General features: G+C 59.0%; 16 protein-coding genes and 2 pseudogenes. 10 read left to right on the top strand and 8 right to left on the bottom strand.

Annotated features, from left to right (window positions below; translation table 11 throughout):
* Positions 1-151: 151 nt before the first annotated feature.
* Positions 152-325, bottom strand: a pseudogene (locus ACLBWT_RS04770) (helix-turn-helix domain-containing protein); the annotation flags it as partial.
* Positions 326-357: 32 nt separating this feature from the next.
* On the opposite strand from ACLBWT_RS04770, the pseudogene ACLBWT_RS04765 reads away from it, so the two are divergent.
* Positions 358-678, top strand: a pseudogene (locus tag ACLBWT_RS04765) (carbohydrate ABC transporter permease); the annotation flags it as partial.
* A gap of 147 nt (positions 679-825) precedes the next feature.
* Here ACLBWT_RS04765 and kduD read toward each other — a convergent pair.
* Genes kduD through kduI form a run of 3 tightly spaced genes read right to left on the bottom strand, consistent with a single transcriptional unit; the run spans position 826 to position 3,239 of the window.
* Positions 826-1,578, bottom strand: coding sequence for a 2-dehydro-3-deoxy-D-gluconate 5-dehydrogenase KduD (gene kduD / locus ACLBWT_RS04760; protein ID WP_447662246.1), 753 nt, complete (start codon positions 1,576-1,578; stop codon positions 826-828).
* 35 nt (positions 1,579-1,613) lie between these two features.
* On the bottom strand, positions 1,614-2,378 hold the full coding sequence (locus ACLBWT_RS04755) for a DeoR/GlpR family DNA-binding transcription regulator (protein WP_447661909.1): 765 nt from the start codon (positions 2,376-2,378) through the stop codon (positions 1,614-1,616).
* A gap of 27 nt (positions 2,379-2,405) precedes the next feature.
* On the bottom strand, positions 2,406-3,239 hold the full coding sequence (gene kduI, locus ACLBWT_RS04750; RefSeq protein WP_447661908.1) for a 5-dehydro-4-deoxy-D-glucuronate isomerase: 834 nt from the start codon (positions 3,237-3,239) through the stop codon (positions 2,406-2,408).
* A gap of 334 nt (positions 3,240-3,573) precedes the next feature.
* On the opposite strand from kduI, the gene ACLBWT_RS04745 reads away from it, so the two are divergent.
* The 5 genes from ACLBWT_RS04745 (at position 3,574) to ACLBWT_RS04725 (ending at position 9,557) form a co-directional block, all read left to right on the top strand.
* Positions 3,574-4,746, top strand: a complete 1,173-nt coding sequence (locus ACLBWT_RS04745; protein WP_447661907.1) for a Gfo/Idh/MocA family protein — start codon at positions 3,574-3,576, stop codon at positions 4,744-4,746.
* Between the two features lie 81 nt (positions 4,747-4,827).
* Positions 4,828-5,937 carry a Gfo/Idh/MocA family protein gene (locus ACLBWT_RS04740; protein ID WP_447662245.1) on the top strand — a complete coding sequence of 370 codons (1,110 nt, stop codon included), beginning with the start codon at positions 4,828-4,830 and terminating at the stop codon, positions 5,935-5,937.
* A 37-nt stretch (positions 5,938-5,974) separates the two neighbouring features.
* On the top strand, positions 5,975-6,847 hold the full coding sequence (locus ACLBWT_RS04735; RefSeq protein WP_447662244.1) for a sugar phosphate isomerase/epimerase family protein: 873 nt from the start codon (positions 5,975-5,977) through the stop codon (positions 6,845-6,847).
* 79 nt (positions 6,848-6,926) lie between these two features.
* Complete coding sequence (locus tag ACLBWT_RS04730; RefSeq protein WP_447661906.1) at positions 6,927-7,775, top strand: AraC family transcriptional regulator; 849 nt, start codon at positions 6,927-6,929, stop codon at positions 7,773-7,775.
* 342 nt (positions 7,776-8,117) lie between these two features.
* Positions 8,118-9,557, top strand: a complete 1,440-nt coding sequence (locus ACLBWT_RS04725) for an FAD/NAD(P)-binding protein (RefSeq protein WP_447661905.1) — start codon at positions 8,118-8,120, stop codon at positions 9,555-9,557.
* An 84-nt stretch (positions 9,558-9,641) separates the two neighbouring features.
* On the opposite strand, the gene ACLBWT_RS04720 is transcribed toward ACLBWT_RS04725, so the two are convergent.
* Positions 9,642-9,917, bottom strand: coding sequence for a barstar family protein (locus tag ACLBWT_RS04720; RefSeq protein ID WP_447661904.1), 276 nt, complete (start codon positions 9,915-9,917; stop codon positions 9,642-9,644).
* A 92-nt stretch (positions 9,918-10,009) separates the two neighbouring features.
* Positions 10,010-10,447 (bottom strand): ribonuclease domain-containing protein, encoded by a 438-nt coding sequence (locus ACLBWT_RS04715; RefSeq protein ID WP_447661903.1) that lies wholly within the window; start codon positions 10,445-10,447, stop codon positions 10,010-10,012.
* A gap of 309 nt (positions 10,448-10,756) precedes the next feature.
* Between ACLBWT_RS04715 and ACLBWT_RS04710 the strand changes: the two genes are divergently transcribed.
* Complete coding sequence (locus ACLBWT_RS04710; RefSeq protein WP_447661902.1) at positions 10,757-11,503, top strand: C40 family peptidase; 747 nt, start codon at positions 10,757-10,759, stop codon at positions 11,501-11,503.
* Between the two features lie 384 nt (positions 11,504-11,887).
* On the opposite strand, the gene ACLBWT_RS04705 is transcribed toward ACLBWT_RS04710, so the two are convergent.
* The gene (locus ACLBWT_RS04705; protein ID WP_447661901.1) at positions 11,888-12,052 is read right to left on the bottom strand and encodes a hypothetical protein; all 165 of its coding nucleotides are present in this window, start codon (positions 12,050-12,052) and stop codon (positions 11,888-11,890) included.
* A 158-nt stretch (positions 12,053-12,210) separates the two neighbouring features.
* Between ACLBWT_RS04705 and ACLBWT_RS04700 the strand changes: the two genes are divergently transcribed.
* Complete coding sequence (locus ACLBWT_RS04700) at positions 12,211-13,185, top strand: SDR family oxidoreductase (protein WP_447661900.1); 975 nt, start codon at positions 12,211-12,213, stop codon at positions 13,183-13,185.
* Between the two features lie 95 nt (positions 13,186-13,280).
* Here ACLBWT_RS04700 and ACLBWT_RS04695 read toward each other — a convergent pair whose 3' ends face one another.
* The gene (locus ACLBWT_RS04695; RefSeq protein WP_447661899.1) at positions 13,281-13,955 is read right to left on the bottom strand and encodes a zinc dependent phospholipase C family protein; all 675 of its coding nucleotides are present in this window, start codon (positions 13,953-13,955) and stop codon (positions 13,281-13,283) included.
* On the opposite strand from ACLBWT_RS04695, the gene ACLBWT_RS04690 reads away from it, so the two are divergent.
* On the top strand, positions 13,954-14,484 hold the full coding sequence (locus ACLBWT_RS04690; RefSeq protein WP_447661898.1) for a phosphotransferase family protein: 531 nt from the start codon (positions 13,954-13,956) through the stop codon (positions 14,482-14,484). The genes ACLBWT_RS04695 and ACLBWT_RS04690 overlap by 2 nt on opposite strands.
* A gap of 184 nt (positions 14,485-14,668) precedes the next feature.
* Positions 14,669-17,236, top strand: a complete 2,568-nt coding sequence (locus ACLBWT_RS04685; protein ID WP_447661897.1) for a beta-mannosidase — start codon at positions 14,669-14,671, stop codon at positions 17,234-17,236.
* The last annotated feature ends 335 nt before the right edge of the window (positions 17,237-17,571 follow it).

Below are 17,571 nucleotides of genomic sequence, written 5' to 3'. Positions count from 1 at the left end.
TCGGCAGCGGCCCGATCAGGCGTCCAAGCCGCCGTCCAAGCCGCCGTCCAAGCCGCCGTCCAAGCCGCCGTCCAAGCCGCCGTCCAAGCCGCCGTCCAAGCCGCCGTTACCAAGCCGCCGTTACTTTCGGAATCGCAGTCTGCAGCGGGGCTCAGACATGCAGCTGCTTCCTGTATTCGGAAGGAGAGAAGCCCGTCCAGCGCTTGAACTGGCGGCTGAAGTGGGCGATATCGCGGTAGCCGAGCATGCCGGCGATCATCTGGATCGAATACTTCGAGTCGGACAGCAGATGCCGGTATTCATGCAGGACGAGCGAGGACCAGTATGCTCAAATATGGCATCTCGATGGGCAATTTCTCGCTCGCGACGGTCGCGCTCTTCACGGGCGTCTACCAGTGGAACTCGTGGTTCGATGTGTTCCTCTACAACTCCGAGAAAGTGAATCTCAGCACGCTCCAGTACGAGCTGATGAAGATGCTGGCGAACTCCAACTCGAATTCCTCGATGACGTCGGCGTCGGCATTCGCGAACAGCGCGAACTCAAGCTCGAACTTCGTCACGCCGAGCTCCATCCGCGCGACGATGACGATCGTGGCCAGCCTGCCGATGATCATCGTGTATCCTTTCCTGCAGAAATACTTTGTCAAAGGCATGACCGTCGGCGGCGTGAAAGGCTGATGCCGGCTTTCAATCGGTACGATTCAAAAAGCAGCGGCAATCGGATGAATTCATGTCCGGAGCCGCTGCTTTTTATGTGGATGTATGCGGTGCGTCTTGATTTGCGTAGCAAGCGAAGAAGCTAGGAGCATAGGCTCCTGATTCCGGTCAGCGAACCATCCAGCCGCCGTCCACGCAGAGGACGTGGCCGTTCATGTAATCGGAAGCCTGGGAAGCGAGGAACACGACCGGTCCCTTCAGGTCCTCGGGCGTTCCCCAGCGGGCTGCCGGAATTCGTTCCGTAATGGAACGATAGCGGCCTTCGTCGGCTTGGATAGGGGCGGTATTGTTCGTCATCATGTATCCCGGAGCGATAGCGTTGACCTGGACGCCCTTCGCGGCCCATTCATTGGCGAGCGCCTTGGTCAATCCGGCGACCGCATGCTTGCTCGCCGCGTAGCCCGGCACGTTGACGCCGCCTTGGAAGGAGAGCATCGAGGCGATGTTGATGATTTTGCCGCTGCCCCGCTGGATCATCCCTCTTCCTGCCAGCTGGCTGAGATAGAAGACGGCATTCAAGTTCAGGTTGATGACATCCTCCCAGTCGCGGCGTCCGTGCTCCGCTGCAGGCGTCCTGCGGATGATGCCGGCGTTGTTGACGAGGATGTCGATGCCTCCCGTGAAGGAGAGAGCAGCGGCATAGACGTCCTCGAGGGCGTCCAGATCGCCGAGATCGGCGGGGAGATCCTTCGCTTGGCCGCCGAGGCCGCGGATCGTCTCGACCGTTGCCCGGCTTCCCGAGGAGGAGACGGCGACGACGGCAGCGCCGCTTTCGGCCAGGGCGACGGCCATGGCTTGCCCGAGGCCGCCGGAGGTTCCGGTGACAAGGGCCGTTTTGCCGGTCAAATCGAACAAGGACATCATTCCTTCATTCCTTTCATGGCTTATTGGAGGAGCTAAGAAGGAGCTGCGGCCTGCAGCCTGACACCCGCTTCGGCATACTCCTTGGCGCAGCCGGAAGGCAGCAGGGAATCCGTCAGGATGGCGTTCATTTCGCTGAGCTTGGCGAAGGTGAACAGAGCGCTTCGGCCGAACTTGCTGCTGTCTGCCACGGCATAGGCTTGGTCTGCGGTTTCAATCATGGCGCGCTTGATTTCCAGCAGCTCGCCGGTATAGATCGTGAAGCCGTTCTCCGGATGAACTCCCGTCGCGGACATAAAAGCCTTATGGATGTTCAGCCTCCGCACGTAGGCGGCTGCTTCCTGGCCGGCAAGCATATTGCGGACCCGATAGCCTCCGGGAACGACGAGGCGTATCGCATCCTTAGGAGCGAGCTCGGCGATGATCCTCACATCGTTCGTGACGACCGTCAGCGGCGCGTTGTCCAGCCGCTTGGCGATCTCCAGCGTCGTGCTGCCCCCGTCCAAGGCGATGACCTCGCCCGGCTTGATCAGCTCGACAGCCAGTCCGGCGATTTCGGCCTTCTCCGGATTATGCCGGACGAGCGGCTCTCGGGAGCTCAGAATCCCGAGCTGATCGCTTTGCGCCAGCATGGCGCCGCCGTGGATCCGGGTCAGAAGCCCCCGCTCTTCAAGCTTCTGAAGATCCTCGCGGATCGTCTTTCCCGTTACCTGCAGCCGCTCGCTCAGCTCGGCCACCGTCACTTCGCGCTGGGCGAGCAGAATTTCCATAATCGTCTCATAACGCCGCAATGGGTTCATTTTCGTTCATCCATTCGTTTTTTTTCTCTATTTTAGTTCACTCATGGCAACGGGGTCCATATCCTCGAACACTTGGTTCTCGCCGGCCATGCCCCAAATGAACGTATACCTGCAACTGCCGACGCCGCTGTGGATGGACCAGCTCGGGGAGATCACGCCCTGTTCGTTGCGTACGACCAGATGGCGGGTTTCCTGCGGCTCTCCCATGAAGTGGAAGACATTGCCGTCCTCCGGCATGTCGAAGTAGAAGTACACCTCGGAGCGGCGATTGTGCGTATGGCAAGGCATCGTGTTCCACATGCTTCCGTCCTTGAGCAGCGTCATGCCCATGACCAGCTGGCAGCTCTGGATGCCGCCGAGATGGATATAGCGGTAGATCGTCCGCTCGTTGGAGTTGGCCGGGCTTCCAAGATGATTGGGCGAAGCCTCGCTGATGGCGGCTTTCGCTGTCGGATAGGTCTGATGAGCAGGAGTGGAGTTCAAGTAGAATTTGGAAGGATTGGAGGCGTCGGCGCTATGGAAGGCGACTTCGCCGGCGCCGCGGCCGACATAAAGGCAGTCCTTCGGCTCCATGGCGTACTCGATGCCGTCTACGGTTACGGCGCCTTGACCGCCGACATTGATGATGCCGATCTCGCGGCGTTCCAGGAAGGATGCCGCGCCGATCGTCTTCGGATCGGCCTCCAGCTTGACGCTGCCGGTCACCGGCATGACGCCGCCGACGATGAAGCGGTCCACATGCGTGTAGAAGAGAGCGAGGCGGTCGGCTTCAAACAAGCTCTCGATCAGAAACTCCTGGCGCAGGCGGCCCGTATCGAAAGCTTTTGCTTCCTGCGGGTGGGAAGCGTAACGGATTTCCATTTGAATTCCTCCTAATAGGTTTGGATTAGTTCATATAAGTTCATATTAGTTCGTTTAAGGTTTAATTTCAAGAGCAAAATGCCGGATTCAGGAAAAAAAGGGGACATAGAACGAAGGCTTGTAAAGCTTCTGCTCGGTTGTGCCAGCCACATTCGCTATATCAGTGGGGGAGCTGGTGCATCGGAATGGGGTGTTTGGCCTGTATTGTGCAACGAGAGTCAAATGGGAGCGATAATCGGTCCATCTCGGTCAAGAGCTGCAACCGCTGCCATGATACAATCACGGCATGCCCCGTCGACAGGCGGGCGGAACCGAAGCATGGGGAGGCATTCAAATGACGACTGAGCTGAGAATCGGAATTGTCGGGCTCGGCAATATGGGCTCGGGCCATGCCGCGTATCTGGCGGCAGGCGAAGTGCCGGGAGGCGTGCTGGCTGCCGTATCGGATGTCCGGGAGGAGAGGCTCTCCTGGGCGAAGGCAGCCTTCGGCGACTCCGTCAAGACGTACGGAAGCGCCAGGGAGATGTTCGATTCCGGCGAGGTGGACGGCGTCCTGATCTGCACGCCGCATTATTCCCATCCCGAAGAAACGATAGCCGCCCTCCAAGCGGGACTGCATGTGCTTGTGGAGAAGCCGGCCGGCGTGTATACGAAGCAGGTCAAGGAAATGAACGAGGCTGCCGCGGCCAGCGGCCGGGTGTTCGGCATCATGTTCAATCAGCGGACGAACCCTCTTTACCGCAAGATGCGCGAGCTGATCGGATCCGGAGAACTCGGCGAGGTCAGGCGCATCAATTGGATCGTCACGGATTGGTACCGTTCCCAAAGCTATTACGACAGCGGCGGCTGGAGAGCGACCTGGGAGGGCGAGGGCGGAGGCGTCCTGATGAACCAATCGCCCCATAATCTCGATCTGTGGCAGTGGATCACCGGTCTCATGCCGACTCGGATCCGTGCTTTCTGCGGCTTCGGCAAACATCGGGACATTGAAGTGGAGAACGATGTTACCGCTTATGCCGAATACTCGAACGGAGCGACAGGAGTGTTCATCACGTCGACCGTCGATGCGCCCGGCACGAACCGGCTCGAGATTACCGGCGACCGCGGCAAGCTGGTCGCCGAGGACGGCAAGCTGACGTTCTGGCGTCTCAGAACGCCGGAGAGCGAGTTCAACCGGACGTACGCCGGTGGCTTCGGCAGCCCGGAGACATGGCGGATCGATGTCCCGGTGCCGGGCGGCGATCCCAACCAGCACCGGGCCGTGACCCGCAACTGGGTCGATGCCATCGCCGGACGCGCCCCGCTGGAGTCGCCCGGAGAGGAAGGAATCAAAGGCTTGGCGCTGGCCAACGCCATGCTCCTGTCCGCCTGGACGGACGGATGGGTGGAGCTGCCGCTGGATGACGAGAGGTATTACCGTGAGCTGCAGGCCCGCATCGCGGCTTCGACTGCCGGCAAGGATCAAGCGGCTGCAGGCCGTACGCTGGATGTGAAGGGCACTCATTAAAAGCTGGGGATGGGCAAATATAGCGTCGCGGCGGATAACGCTGCTTGATGCAAGGGGGAACCGCAAGTGAGCAAGGACGGTATGAATTATGCCCCGCAGGGGAAGCCGAGTCCCGTCGTCGGCAGGGGGGAATTCGTGTTCGCCGCTGTCTGCCTCGACCACGGCCATATTTACGGCATGTGCAACGGGCTGATCGAAGCCGGCGGCACGCTGAAGTCGGTTTATGATGCCGATTGCGATCGGGCAGCCGCATTTGCTTCCCGCTACCCGGGCGCGGCCATTGCCGGATCCCTGGAAGAAGTTCTTCAGGATCCGGAGCTGCATCTCGTCGCCGCGGCCGCCGTGCCGAACGAGCGTGGACCGCTCGGCGTCAAGGTCATGCGGCATGGCAAGGATTATTTTACGGACAAAACGCCGTTCACGGAGCTCTCGCAGCTGGAGGAAGCCCGTCGCTGCGCTGCCGAGACGGGCCGCAAGTATGCCGTCTATTACAGCGAAAGGCTGCATGTGGAGAGTGCCGTATTCGCCGGAGAGCTTATCGCCGACGGAGCCATCGGCCGTGTCGTGCAGGTGATGGGCACCGGCCCGCATCGGCTGAATGCGCCGTCGCGGCCGGACTGGTTTTTCGACCGGCAGCGGTATGGAGGCATCCTGTGCGATATCGGCAGCCATCAGATCGAGCAGTTCCTTCATTTTGCCGGCTGCCGCGATGCCCGGGTGCTCCACAGCAAGGTGGGCAATTACCAGCATCCAGCCTATCCCGAGCTGGAGGATTTCGGGGATGCCAGCCTGCTGGGCGACAACGGAGCCAGCCATTACTTCCGGGTCGACTGGCTGACGCCGGCAGGCCTCTCGACCTGGGGGGACGGACGCACGGTCATCCTCGGCACGGAAGGTTATATCGAGCTGCGCAAGTATGTGGATATCGCCCGTTCCCCGCATGGTGATCATCTCTATCTCGTGAACGGCGAGGGAGAGCATCATATGGAGCTTTCCGGCAAGGTCGGGTATCCGTTTTTCGGCAGCCTGATTCTTGATGTCCTGAACCGGACGGAGGAGGCCATGACGCAGGAGCATGCGTTCAAGGCGGCGGAGCTGTGCCTGCTGGCGCAAGCGGAAGCGATAAGGATCGGCGGATTCAATGGAAGATCCGCCTTGAAGGAGGAGCCTGCTTCCTGGAGGCGGGAATAAATCAGATGATAGATCGGAGGCCATCTCGACCATGACGATTCAGCTGTCTGTATTTACCGTGGCAACGCCGGAGCTCTCTCCGGAGGAGCTGGCCGCAGCCGCCCGCAAGGCAGGCCTGCAGGGGATAGAATGGCGCTGCAAGGATACTCCCGCAGAAATCAGGCAAGAGAAGCCCTCCTTTTGGGGGAACAATCTGGCTACGGTGCCGCAGAGCGCGGATGCCGGCGTGCTGGCCCGGTTCCGAGGCGCGGCGGAGAAGGAAGGACTGAAGTCCATAAGCTTGACGCCTTATCTGCAAGCAGGCGATCTGGAAGGGACCGAGCAGGTGCTGGCTGCTGCGAGGGAGCTCGGGGCGGATTATATCCGTCTGGGCGTGCACGGCTACGACCGATCGAGACCTTTCGGCGAGCTGTTCGGCCTGCAGAGGATCTACCTGCGCGAGGCTTCAAGCCTGTGCAGGCAGTATGGAGTCAAAGGCCTGATCGAGACCCATCACGGCACGATCGCCCCGAGCGCTTCGGCCGCCATCCGGCTGTGCGAAGGGCTGGACACGGACGCCGTCGGGGTCCTCTACGATCCCGGCAACATGGTCCATGAAGGCTACGAGAACCACCGCATGGGCTTGGAGATGCTCGGGCCCTATTTGGCTCATGTGCATATGAAGAATGCCGGGTGGACATCGACGGCCGATGCCGATGGAAGCGTCCGGTGGAACAGCAGCTGGACGGGCATGAAAGGCGGAGTCGTCCGCTGGAAGGAAGTCGTCTCCGACCTCATCGCCGTCGGCTACGACGGGTTCATCGGGGTGGAGGATTTCAGCGGGCAATACAGCTCGCCGGAAATGCTGGAGCAATACTCGCGCTATATGCGCGAGCTGCTGGAGACCAGCGGTGCCGCGTCCGGAGCCTGACCGGTCCTCTCTTATCAGAAGCGATGGACGATGGTATGCTGAACCCATGGCACATAGCCATGGAGAGGATGTGGCATGCATGTCCGGAAGCGGCGGTTATCCTGCCGGCCTGCTCGATTATTCCTTTCGCGACGATGGGCAGGTCATGCAGGATTTCCATTCTCACCCCTACTATGAGATTTATTTCTTCCATGAAGGGGATTGCACGTATCTGATCGGAAGCCGCATTTACCGGCTGGAGCCGGGCGACATGCTGCTCATGTACGGCATGACCCTGCACAGGCCCAAAGTCGATCCGAGCCAACCTTACGTGCGGAGCATCATTCATTTCTATCCCGATCCGCTCCGGGCCGCCTCGCCCTCCGGGGCGCAGCTGCCCGTCATGCGGCCGTTCGAGGAGCTCCGCAACTATCGGCTGTCTCTGCGGGGAGAGCATCGGGAAGAAGCGGAGCTGATTCTGGCCAGGATGGACCGCTTCAAGAAGCAGGGCGATGCTGCCGGCCTGTACCGGATGAAGCTGGCGTTCGAAGATCTGCTGGGGTTCATCTACGAGCGATGCCAGGAGCCGATGAATCTGGCGCCGGAACGGTCGAGGGACAAGGAGCAGATCGCGCAGGATATCATGGACTATATCGGCGGGCATCTTTCCGAGGAGCTCACGCTGGAGCGGCTTCAGAGCGAGCTGCATTTGAGCCGTTCTTACCTGTCCAGAACGTTCAGGGAAGTTACAGGCGTGCAGCTGTTCGAGTATATCTACAAGCAGCGGGTCAACCAGGCCAGGGTGCTCTTTCTGCTGGAGCCGGACATTTCCGTTACGGAAGCGGGCTTCCGCGTCGGGTTCAAGCATCCGGCCCATTTCAGCCGTCTGTTCAAGCAGACGGTCGGCATGTCTGCCGACAAGTACCGGCGCAGCCTTCCAGGTTTTTAAAGCCGGCCAGCAAGAAGCATCTCCGAAGCGATCTCCACTCGCTCCGGAGATGCTTTTTTTTCGTTTCAATCGGAATGGAATGGCGGGAGGTAGAAAAGGCCGTCAGGGAGAGAAGGCGGAGAATATCGTTACGCTGCACAAAATCCGAAAAGCGGATTACAAGATGCAAAGCTCTATATTTACACGACAGGTTATAAAATATAACATGAAAACAATTTCGAAAGAGCTGAATGAGAGTGGGTGGCCGCATATTGTCGCTAGAGCTCTCATCCTATCGACTGATTCCTTTGATGAACGGTCATGCAAGGATGCCATCGCGTCCGGAAAGGTATGAATGCTGCCATGAGCCTAGAGGAACTGAACGCGCGCGTCCGCAAAGATCTTGCCTATATTGCTTTTGGAGGAAAGGATTGGGTTCGTCCCCGCGTACATCCGGACGGCCACGTCTATGACGTTGTCATCGTCGGCGGCGGCCAAAGCGGCCTCGGCACCGCCTTCGGCCTGCTGCGGGAGAGAGTGTCCAACATACTCGTCATCGACGAAAATGCAGAGGGCTGCGAAGGTCCATGGGAAACTTATGCCCGAATGGTCACGCTGAGGACGCCCAAGCATCTGACTTCCATCGATCTCGGCGTTCCATCCCTGACCTTCCGCTCCTGGTGGGAATCGCAGCACGGAGAGGAAGGCTGGGAGGAGGTGGACAAAATTCCGCGCGGCGAGTGGATGAATTATTTGCGATGGTATCGCCGCATCCTCTCTCTGCCTGTCCGGAACGATGCCAGGCTGAAGCTGATCGAGCCGCTGCCCGGCGGCATCCATCGCCTTCATGTGGAAGGCCCCGAACCGTCATCTCCCCATCTGCTGGCGCGCAAGGTCATTCTGGCTACCGGCATACAGGGAGGCGGAGAGTGGCATGTTCCCGGCATCGTGGCCGACAACGTATCCAGCAGCTTGTATGCCCACACTTCGGAGCCGATCGATTTCTCCAAGCTTGCCGGGAAGAGGATCGCTGTGCTGGGAGGGGGAGCATCGGCGTTCGACAATGCCAACCACGCGCTTGCTCAAGGAGCAGCCGCCGCGCATGTATTCGTCCGGCGCAGCGAGCTGTCCCGGATCAATCCGATCCGCCAGATGGAGTATTCGGGCATGATCGAGCATTTCCACATCCTCTCCGATGAGGAGAAATACGAGGCGATGGCGCATTTCTTCCATCATAACCAGCCTCCCACCAATGACACCTTCCAGCGGGCATGCTCCTGGCCCGGGTTCAGCCTCCATCTGGGAGCGCCATGGCTGGCTGTCAGGGAGGAAGGGGAGCAGGCGGTCGTAACGACGCCTCAAGGAAGCTTCGCTTACGACTTCCTGCTCGTCAGCACCGGCTTGCTGACCGATCCGGCGCTGCGTCCGGAGCTGAAGCTGGTGGAAAGCCATATCGCCCGCTGGAAAGACCGGTATGACGCTCCTGAGCCCATCGCCAGCGCAGTGCTTGACGCCCATCCTTACTTGACGCCAGGTTTTGCCTTCACGAGCCGAAGCGAGGAGGGGAACAGCCTGCTGCACGGACTGTTCACGTTCAATTACTCCGCGATGATCAGCTGCGGCTTGTCGGCTTCGGCCCTTTCGGGCATGCGCTATGCGATTCCCAAGCTTGTATCCGCCGTGTCGAGCCAGCTGTTCCTCGATGACCGCAAGCCGATTCTGGCCAGCTTTTACGCTTATGACGAGCAGGAATTCGCCGGATATTGGCCGGCCGCTTCAGAGGTTGCAGCAGATGGCGGCTGAAATGAAAACGCGCGTGGAATGGAAAAGGGAGATAGAGTGTAAGCCTGAAGAGGCCTGCCGAGTTTTTCGGCAGGCCTCCGGTTTTTAAGCCGAGTCGGGGGACGAGAAGGTCAAGCTCGGATTATGGTCTGCGGCATCCTTGAATACGGAGAGCAAGGCCGATGTCGTCCGTTCGCCAAGCAGCTTGAGGCTGTCTTCGATGGAAATCCAATGAATGGCCAGAGGGGAACCGGCATAATCCGTCAGGCAATCGTAAAGAGCGTCCAGATTGCGGCCATAATAATCGGGGAAGTGCAGCTCGCGGCTAAGCGCATCGTGAAAAGCTTCGATCGTCGCCAGCTTGCTGCCGTCAAGTAGCAAGATCTTGTCCAGCCTTCTCATCTCCTTGGAGAGGGTTCTTGTCTATTCCAAGAATAAGGGACTTGCCTGAAAAAGCAAGTCCCCCAAGCTGTTCACCACTTCTGGAAGCTGGCGTAATGGTCGCTTGTCGTGTAGTAGAGGCCGTCATTGGAATAAAGGACCCGGGAAGCGTTGCGGCATCCCGACGTGTAGTAGGCATCCGCCTCGCGCCAGGTGCGTCCCGACTTGGCTGGAAGCAGGCCTTCATAGTTGGAGAAGACATCCCCGCCGATGCTGTAGCCGGGTGCTACTGTAGCCAGATTGCATTTGCTGGACACCCAGCCTTTGCTTGTCGCCTGGCTTTTCGTCAAGAAGTTGGCCGGCAGCTTGCCGTTTGCCTTGATGTAGTTGATGATGCCGGCAAAATCGGTCGGTCCGGATACGGCTGCATCCGCCACCGGGGCAGCTTGTCCAATCAGCGGACTTACATTGCCCAGCAGCAGAGCCAGCATGAGGACGGCCGACGCTAAAAGCCTGACGATTGATTTCATTACATAATGCCTCCTTTTCGATAGGGAAGATAGTTGCAATTGGATTATACAGGAATTTAATTGGCGACGAATTATCGATTTCGTAAAAACGCTTGATTCTGCCTTCGCAAGGCTCTATTTACTGCCTCTTATCCAGTCCCGGCATCAATTCGGGCAGCCGAATTTTGATGAGATAGTTCTCATTTATTTCTAAGAAAGGCCTTGAAAAGCATGTCCCCCCTGGATTTCTGCTCTTCGTGGAAAATCTTAGGCCGTTAAAAATCTGCTACAGTTGGGATAGACCAACAACCCGAGGAGGTTTTCACCAACATGAGCAGTAATTGGTTCAACCGCAAGCTGATCGGAGCGAGTCTGTGCGCCACCGTGGCATTTACCGCTATTGGAGCCGTTTACGTCCCGCCGACCCCGGCAGCTGCGGCATCTTCTTCTTTTGAGACTACCATTACATATGGCGTCAATATGCGTACACAGCCAAGCAACTCCGCCGCCAAAATCCGCATGCTGAAAAAAGGCGAAGCGGTCCATGTCGTCGGACAGGCCAACAGTTACTGGCTGCATGTCCTGACAGCAAAAGGCGAGAGCGGATATATCTCCTCCGGCAGCAAGTACACCACATACTCGCGATCAGCAGCGGGAGGCGGCAGCGGAAGCGTGCAGCCTGGAGCAAGCGCGAAAGCCGATCAGGTCGTCTCGCTGGCGCAGAGCTACATCGGCAAAGTATCGTACAGCTACGGCGTCCGCAATGAGAGCAAGCTGATCTTCGACTGCTCCTCCTTCACCCAGTTCATCTACGGCAAAGCCGGAGTCAGCTTGAAATGGGGGACAAGCTCCCAGAAATCCCAGGGAAGCGCCGTCAGCCGGGCAAATCTGAAGAAGGGCGATCTCATCTTCTTCGACACCGTCGGTACGAACAATGGCGTCATCAATCATGTCGGCATCTACATGGGCGACGGCAACTTCATTCACAACACTCCATCCGCCAACGGGGTGACGGTGAACAGCCTGACATCCGGCTGGTGGAAAGACCGCTTTGTATCCGCGCGCAGCGTACTGTAGAAACTCGCTTCGGATAACTGCGCAGCGTGCGGGGGAAACTCGCCTCGCATGACCGCGCAGCGTGCTGCGGAAGCTCGCCTTGGATATCCATGCGCGATGCCATGGACTTTCGCCTTGACTGTCGCTCCTCGACCTGCAAGAATTCGCTGCGAACCCGCTTACGGCTAGCGGCAATTATCGCGATAGAACGCTAGGCCGCTCCTCCAGGAGCGGCTTTTTTTCATTTCCTTGGCTATTTTTACGTCTTTTTAACGCTTCGGACGTCGATCTTTACCCCGTTTTTACAGCTGCCCGCAGTACCATTTGATCCGCTCGATAGAACGGAAGCGAAGAAGCCCGGCGCGCCGGATAGCGCCGGGTTTTCTCATCCGCCGTGAGAGCCTCTCAAGCGACCGGATACTCCGATTCCAAGCGGGCATTGGCGTAGAAGGGCGGACGGATGGCGATGAGCGGCAAAGCGAACTTAAAAGGTTTGTAAGCGACCTCGACCGTTTCCTTGGAATAGGGCATGAGCAGCAGCTTGATGCTCTCGTCATAATAGTATTTCACGATGATCTCCTCCTGTAAGCCTTGTTGCTGCCTGATACTATATTCCATACGGAGCCGTGCGGGCACATCGCAAAAGATTGAGCCGGGTGGGCAGGCACGGCAGGCGCCCAGAGCCCATAGGCTATGGATACAAGAAGGTTCAGGAGGTAGGACGCGGCATGAGTGAAAAAAAAGACGATGGCCTCAGCGAAATCCGGGACTTGCAGGAATGGTTCGAGAACTGCAAGCAGAGCGGTTATCCGCTGTACCCGGCCTACGGCAAGATTACCCGCTACGAGGATGTGCAGATCAGCTTTCCGGAGCAGCGCCAGCTGTTCCAGCCGGGTCTGGAGAAGCTCATGGTGCCTCGCCCGATCATCGAGAATCCCCATTACAAAGGCAGCGGCAAGCTCGAGGGCAAGGTCGCGCTGATCACGGGCGGAGACAGCGGCATGGGAGCTGCGGTCGCCATCGCCTTCGCCAAGGAAGGGGCGAATGTCGCGATCTCCTACCTCGACGAGCATGAAGACGCCGGCCGCACCAAGGCTCGCGTGGAGCATTTTGGAGGCCGCTGCCTGCTGCTGCCCGGCGACCTTCGAGACAAAGCCCACTGCAAGTATATCGTCGCCAAGACGGTCGAGGTTTTCGGCTGCCTGAACATTCTCGTGAACCATGTGGGCATCCAGTTCCAGCAGAACGAGCTGACGGATATTACGGATGAGCAGTTCGACGAGACGTTCAAGGTCAACATCTATTCTCATTTCTATACGACGAGGGCCGCGCTCCCGCATCTGAAGGCGGGAGATTCCATCATCAACACGGCGTCGGTCGTGCCCTACGTCGGGGAAAAGCAGCTCATGGACTATACGGCATCCAAGGCCGCTATCGTCGGCTTCACGCGGGCATTGGCCAAAAACCTGGCGAAAAAAGGCATCCGCGTCAACGCCGTCGCCCCCGGGCCGATCTGGACGCCGCTCATTCCTTCGAGCTTCTCCGCCGATCAGGTAGCCGTATTCGGAACGGACACTCCGATGGGGCGGCCGGGCCAGCCGTTCGAGCTGGCTCCGACCTGGGTGTACCTCGCTTCGGACGATTCCCGCTATGTGACGGCGCAGGTGCTGCATGTAGACGGCGGCCTGTCGACGAATTCATGAGCCTCTGCTGCTGCAGTCAAAGCGGCTCTCGCACACAAAAAACAGCCGATCCTATGCCTCAGGGTCGGCTGTATCGTCTGGGGCCGGGGCGGGAGTCAGCCTCGCTCCATGGCGGACTTCATGCCCGGCAGCTTGCCGGCGACTTCGTGGACGAAGGCGTCGGTTTCTTGAGGCGAGAGGAAGCGGAACTCGTAATCGCCGCCCCAATCCTTCTGGAAAGCATGGCCTGTGTAATAGGCGGCGATCCGGTCGATCTGCTTCTGGATCTGTCCCGCCGGGAAGATGTCCAGATAGTCGGGGAAATCGCGGACGCTGCTGAAGCAGCGGGTGAAGATGTTGGCGGGCTCCTTCTCTAGATACAGGAAGTCGGCTCCGTACCAGTCGCTTTTCAGCCGGAAGGAGCGGTCCGGCATTCCCTCAAGAGCTTGCATGGCAGGCTCCCTTCTTTTGCGCTTCTGGAGCTCGATCCATTCGATGTCGGTCAGCAGATGGCAGTAGCAGCCGAGCAGGAATGCGGTTCGAGGATTCATGGCATCCGCTTTCTCCGCTCCTTCCGGCAGGTACGCTTCCAGGAACAGTTCCGGGCGAATCATTTTGTCGGCGTCGAGGAAATGGGTCGCGGACTTGGGGGGCTGGAATTGCCCCGTGTCCGGATCGGGCAGGCCGCAATCCGGGCCGATGTGGCCGACGACGAACTCCGGCAAGCTGGCCTTGAATCCGTTCTTCAGCATTTGATCCGCGATTCGAAAATGGGTCATCCATGTTGCCATGTCAGCCTCCAATAATCCCGATGCACGGGAGGATGATTTCATGACGAGGCTTGACTGGAAAAAGTTCCGTGATCTCCCATTCATTCCTGAATTTACTACGTGTCGGAAGGATTGGGCGTGGGCGGGAGAAATTCTGGATGCGGCATCGGATTCATTCGACCGCTTCGACCGGCCCGTCTACGTCATGGGGGATTTCAAGTTCGACAATCTGCTGGTCAGACGCAGCGTAGAGCAGTGGGAGCTGAGCGGCCTGTTCGATTTTACGAACGGCTACTTCGGAGACGGGGCAGCCGATCTGACCAAGATCGCGACCCAGTTCATCGACCGCGGCAGATCCGATCTCGCCGAGCGATTTCTTCGGGCTTATCGAGACGGGCTGGACGATAAGGAAGGGTTCGATCAGAGGATCAAGGTCCATATGCTTCATCAAAAGGTTCTGGATTGGGGCTGCTTCCATGCGATCGGCGCGGTCAGCTGGAATCCGGAATGGACATTCCGGGATTGGGCGTCCCGCTACATAGGGCTCTAAGCGGCTTGCTGTCCCGGCACGGCTATGATCCCGCAAACCCGCTCGGTGGCGAGCGGGTTTTTTCTCCTTGATTCCGGCTTGACGAAAAAACCTAACACCGTTATGATTGGCGCGAAATCACATGTATGTTATCCTAACAAACCTAACAATACGGTTTTGAAAGCGTTTAAAGCGCATGGGGAGGATGAGCACTATGACATCGATCGTCATCGGAAGCTGGACGTTCAGAGCGGTTGACCGCGGGGAAGCATGGCTGGAAGCGAGTGTTCCCGGCTGCGTCCATACCGATCTGCTGCGCAATGGAAAAATCGAGGATCCTTTCTATGGAACGAATGAACATCGGCTCCAGTGGATCGACAAGCAGGACTGGGAATACGAAGCCCAGTTCGATGCCGCGGCGGAGCAGCTGGACGAGGACTTCGTCCGGCTCGCGTTCGAGGGGCTGGATACGTACGCGGACGTTACGTTGAACGGATCCCGCCTGTTCTCGGCGGACAATATGTTCCGGCTATGGACGGCCGATGTGAAGGGCCTCCTCAAGGAGAGCGGCAACAAGCTCCATATCCGCTTCCGCTCGCCCGTCAACGAGGATCTGCCGAAGCTGGAGCGGCTCGGCTATGCGCTTCCGGCGACGAACGACCAGTCGGAGCTCGGAGGCCTTGGAGACAAGCGGATCAGCGTTTTCGCCCGCAAAGCTCCTTATCATTACGGCTGGGATTGGGGACCTCGATTCGTGACGAGCGGCATTTGGCGTCCGGTCCGTCTGGAGAGCTGGTCGGGCGTCCGCATCTCGGATCTGTTCATCCGGCAGGACTCCGTCTCGGCCGAAGCGGCCGAAGTGACGGCGGTTGTCACGGTGGAAGCCGCCGCCTCGGGTCCCTCGACGATTGCCGTATATGTGGAAGGACAAGAGCACAAGCTCGAAGCGGACTTGGAGACGGGAGTCCAGACGCTGGAGATCCCCGTTCGGATCGAGCAGCCTCGCTTATGGTGGAGCCGAGGTCTCGGCGAAGCCTATCTGACGGAGTTCCTGGCCAAGGTTGAAAAGCGGGACGGAGCCGCCGACTCCAGGACGGTCCGGACCGGACTGCGTTCCGTCCGTCTTGTGCGCGACCGCGACGAAGCCGGCACCTCGTTCTTCTTCGAGCTGAACGGCGTCGCCGTGTTCGCCAAGGGAGCGAACCATATTCCGAACGACAGCTTCGTAGCGGAAGTGACGGAGGACCGTTACCGCCATGAGATCTTGTCCGCGGCCGAGGCGAATATGAACATGCTGCGCGTATGGGGCGGCGGCATCTACGAGCAGGATATTTTCTACGACCTGTGCGACGAGCACGGCATCATGGTCTGGCAGGACTTCATGTTCGCCTGCAGCATGTATCCCGGCGACGAGGCCTTCCTGGACAGCGTGCGCGCAGAGGCCGAGGACAATCTGCGCCGGCTGCGCAACCATCCGTCCATCGTGCTCTGGTGCGGCAACAACGAGATCGATTCCGCCTGGGCCCACTACGACGAGAACGGGGGCTGGGGCTGGAAGAAGGAGTTCACTCCAGAGCAGCGGGAGAACATCTGGGCCGACTATGAAGCGATCTTCCACAAGCTGCTTCCCGAAGCGGTGGATGCGCTGGCGCCGGGCATCGGCTATTGGCCATCTTCGCCGCTGATCAGCCTTGCCGAGGATGCCGGCCAGCATGCCTATCCGGAATCGACGGCTGGAGATGTCCACTACTGGGGCGTGTGGCATGCCGTAGAGCCGTTCGAGAACTACAAGCTCAAGATCGGCCGCTTCATCAGCGAGTACGGCTTCCAGTCCTTCCCGGAATACAGATCGGTGCGCTCCTTCGCCGAGGAAGCCGATATGGAGCTGCTGTCCACCGTCATGCTCGCCCATCAGAAGAACGGAGCCGGCAACAGGCTGATCAAGGAATATATGGACATGTATTTGCCGGAGCCGAAGGACTTCCCTGCCTTCCTCTATGAAAGCCAGATCCTGCAGGGCGAGGCGATGAAGATGGCGATCGAAGCCCATCGGCGCCGCCGCCCTTACTGCATGGGCACGCTGTACTGGCAGATGAACGATTGCTGGCCGGTCGCCTCCTGGGCGGGCATGGATTATTTCGGCCGCTGGAAAGCGATGCATTATTACGCCAAGCGGAGCTTCCGGGACGTTCTTCTTTCCGCAGACCGGACCGATACGGGGATCGATCTCCATTTGGTGAACGATTTGCAGGTTTCCGTGCAAGGCACCCTCAAGGTCAGCCTGCTGGATTTCTCCGGGCTCGCGCTTGCCGAGCGCGAGGTGCCGGCTGCGGCGGCAGGCGGCCAATCGCTGCTGCTGCTCTCGCTCGCACGCGGAGAGCTGCTGCCGGAAAGCGCCGCTTCCGATTCCGTTCTGGTGACGGCGGAGCTGATCGCCGAAGACGGGTCGCTGCTTGCCGCAGCCACCGGCTTCCTCGAAGGCGACCGCCAGCTTGCGCTTGCCCCGGCATCGATCGATGTGGAAGAGATCGAGGGCAGCGGCGGCAGCCGCTTCCGCGTCAGCGCCAGCCGTCTGGCAAGAGCGGTATGGCTGCAGAGCGGCAGCGAAGGCATGTTCAGCGACAACTTCTTCGACCTGGTGCCGGGACGGCCCGTGACGGTGGAGTTCAAGGCGCTGAAGCCGGGCGCAGCCCGGTATGAGGCTGCGGACGCCGGCCGGGTGACGGCCTCGTCCATGGCGGATGCAGTGAATGCCCTCGCCTTGAAAGGCTGAGCAATAGCAGTCGGATTGGGTGTTCTGCTGTCCATAGGACAGCGGAGCAGCCCTTTTCCTTTTCCTGCGCAAAAAGGCGTGCCTCTCGGAAGCGCCAAGGCAAAAGCTGCCGCCGCGTTTCCATTGCGCCTTGTCGAACATTGACGTTCTCTGACGAGTAGCGGTAAAATCCAGTAAGAACGGCTTGTTCATTTTTTTATGGCATGACAGACTTCTCCCGCGCGCTTACACATGGGATGGATTCAAGGACATCGGGTCAAAGAGGAACGGGATGGCGCTTAAGCTGCGCCACTACCTTGAGGATCCAGCGGCAGCGATCTTCTCCACTCGTCAGG

It is taken from the genome of Paenibacillus sp. D51F (assembly GCF_053345695.1).
This window is presented reverse-complemented; position numbering and strand designations above follow the sequence as displayed.

Excerpts from the sequence above, each read along its gene's own strand:
- kduD (WP_447662246.1), bottom strand. The coding sequence starts at position 1,578 with ATGTCCTTGTTCGATTTGACCGGCAAAACGGCCCTTGTCACCGGAACC.
- ACLBWT_RS04755 (WP_447661909.1), bottom strand. The coding sequence starts at position 2,378 with ATGAACCCATTGCGGCGTTATGAGACGATTATGGAAATTCTGCTCGCC.
- kduI (WP_447661908.1), bottom strand. The coding sequence starts at position 3,239 with ATGGAAATCCGTTACGCTTCCCACCCGCAGGAAGCAAAAGCTTTCGAT.
- ACLBWT_RS04745 (WP_447661907.1), top strand. The coding sequence starts at position 3,574 with ATGACGACTGAGCTGAGAATCGGAATTGTCGGGCTCGGCAATATGGGC.
- ACLBWT_RS04740 (WP_447662245.1), top strand. The coding sequence starts at position 4,828 with ATGAATTATGCCCCGCAGGGGAAGCCGAGTCCCGTCGTCGGCAGGGGG.
- ACLBWT_RS04730 (WP_447661906.1), top strand. The coding sequence starts at position 6,927 with ATGTCCGGAAGCGGCGGTTATCCTGCCGGCCTGCTCGATTATTCCTTT.
- ACLBWT_RS04725 (WP_447661905.1), top strand. The coding sequence starts at position 8,118 with ATGAGCCTAGAGGAACTGAACGCGCGCGTCCGCAAAGATCTTGCCTAT.
- ACLBWT_RS04715 (WP_447661903.1), bottom strand. The coding sequence starts at position 10,447 with ATGAAATCAATCGTCAGGCTTTTAGCGTCGGCCGTCCTCATGCTGGCT.
- ACLBWT_RS04710 (WP_447661902.1), top strand. The coding sequence starts at position 10,757 with ATGAGCAGTAATTGGTTCAACCGCAAGCTGATCGGAGCGAGTCTGTGC.
- ACLBWT_RS04700 (WP_447661900.1), top strand. The coding sequence starts at position 12,211 with ATGAGTGAAAAAAAAGACGATGGCCTCAGCGAAATCCGGGACTTGCAG.
- ACLBWT_RS04690 (WP_447661898.1), top strand. The coding sequence starts at position 13,954 with ATGTCAGCCTCCAATAATCCCGATGCACGGGAGGATGATTTCATGACG.
- ACLBWT_RS04695 (WP_447661899.1), bottom strand. The coding sequence starts at position 13,955 with ATGGCAACATGGATGACCCATTTTCGAATCGCGGATCAAATGCTGAAG.
- ACLBWT_RS04685 (WP_447661897.1), top strand. The coding sequence starts at position 14,669 with ATGAGCACTATGACATCGATCGTCATCGGAAGCTGGACGTTCAGAGCG.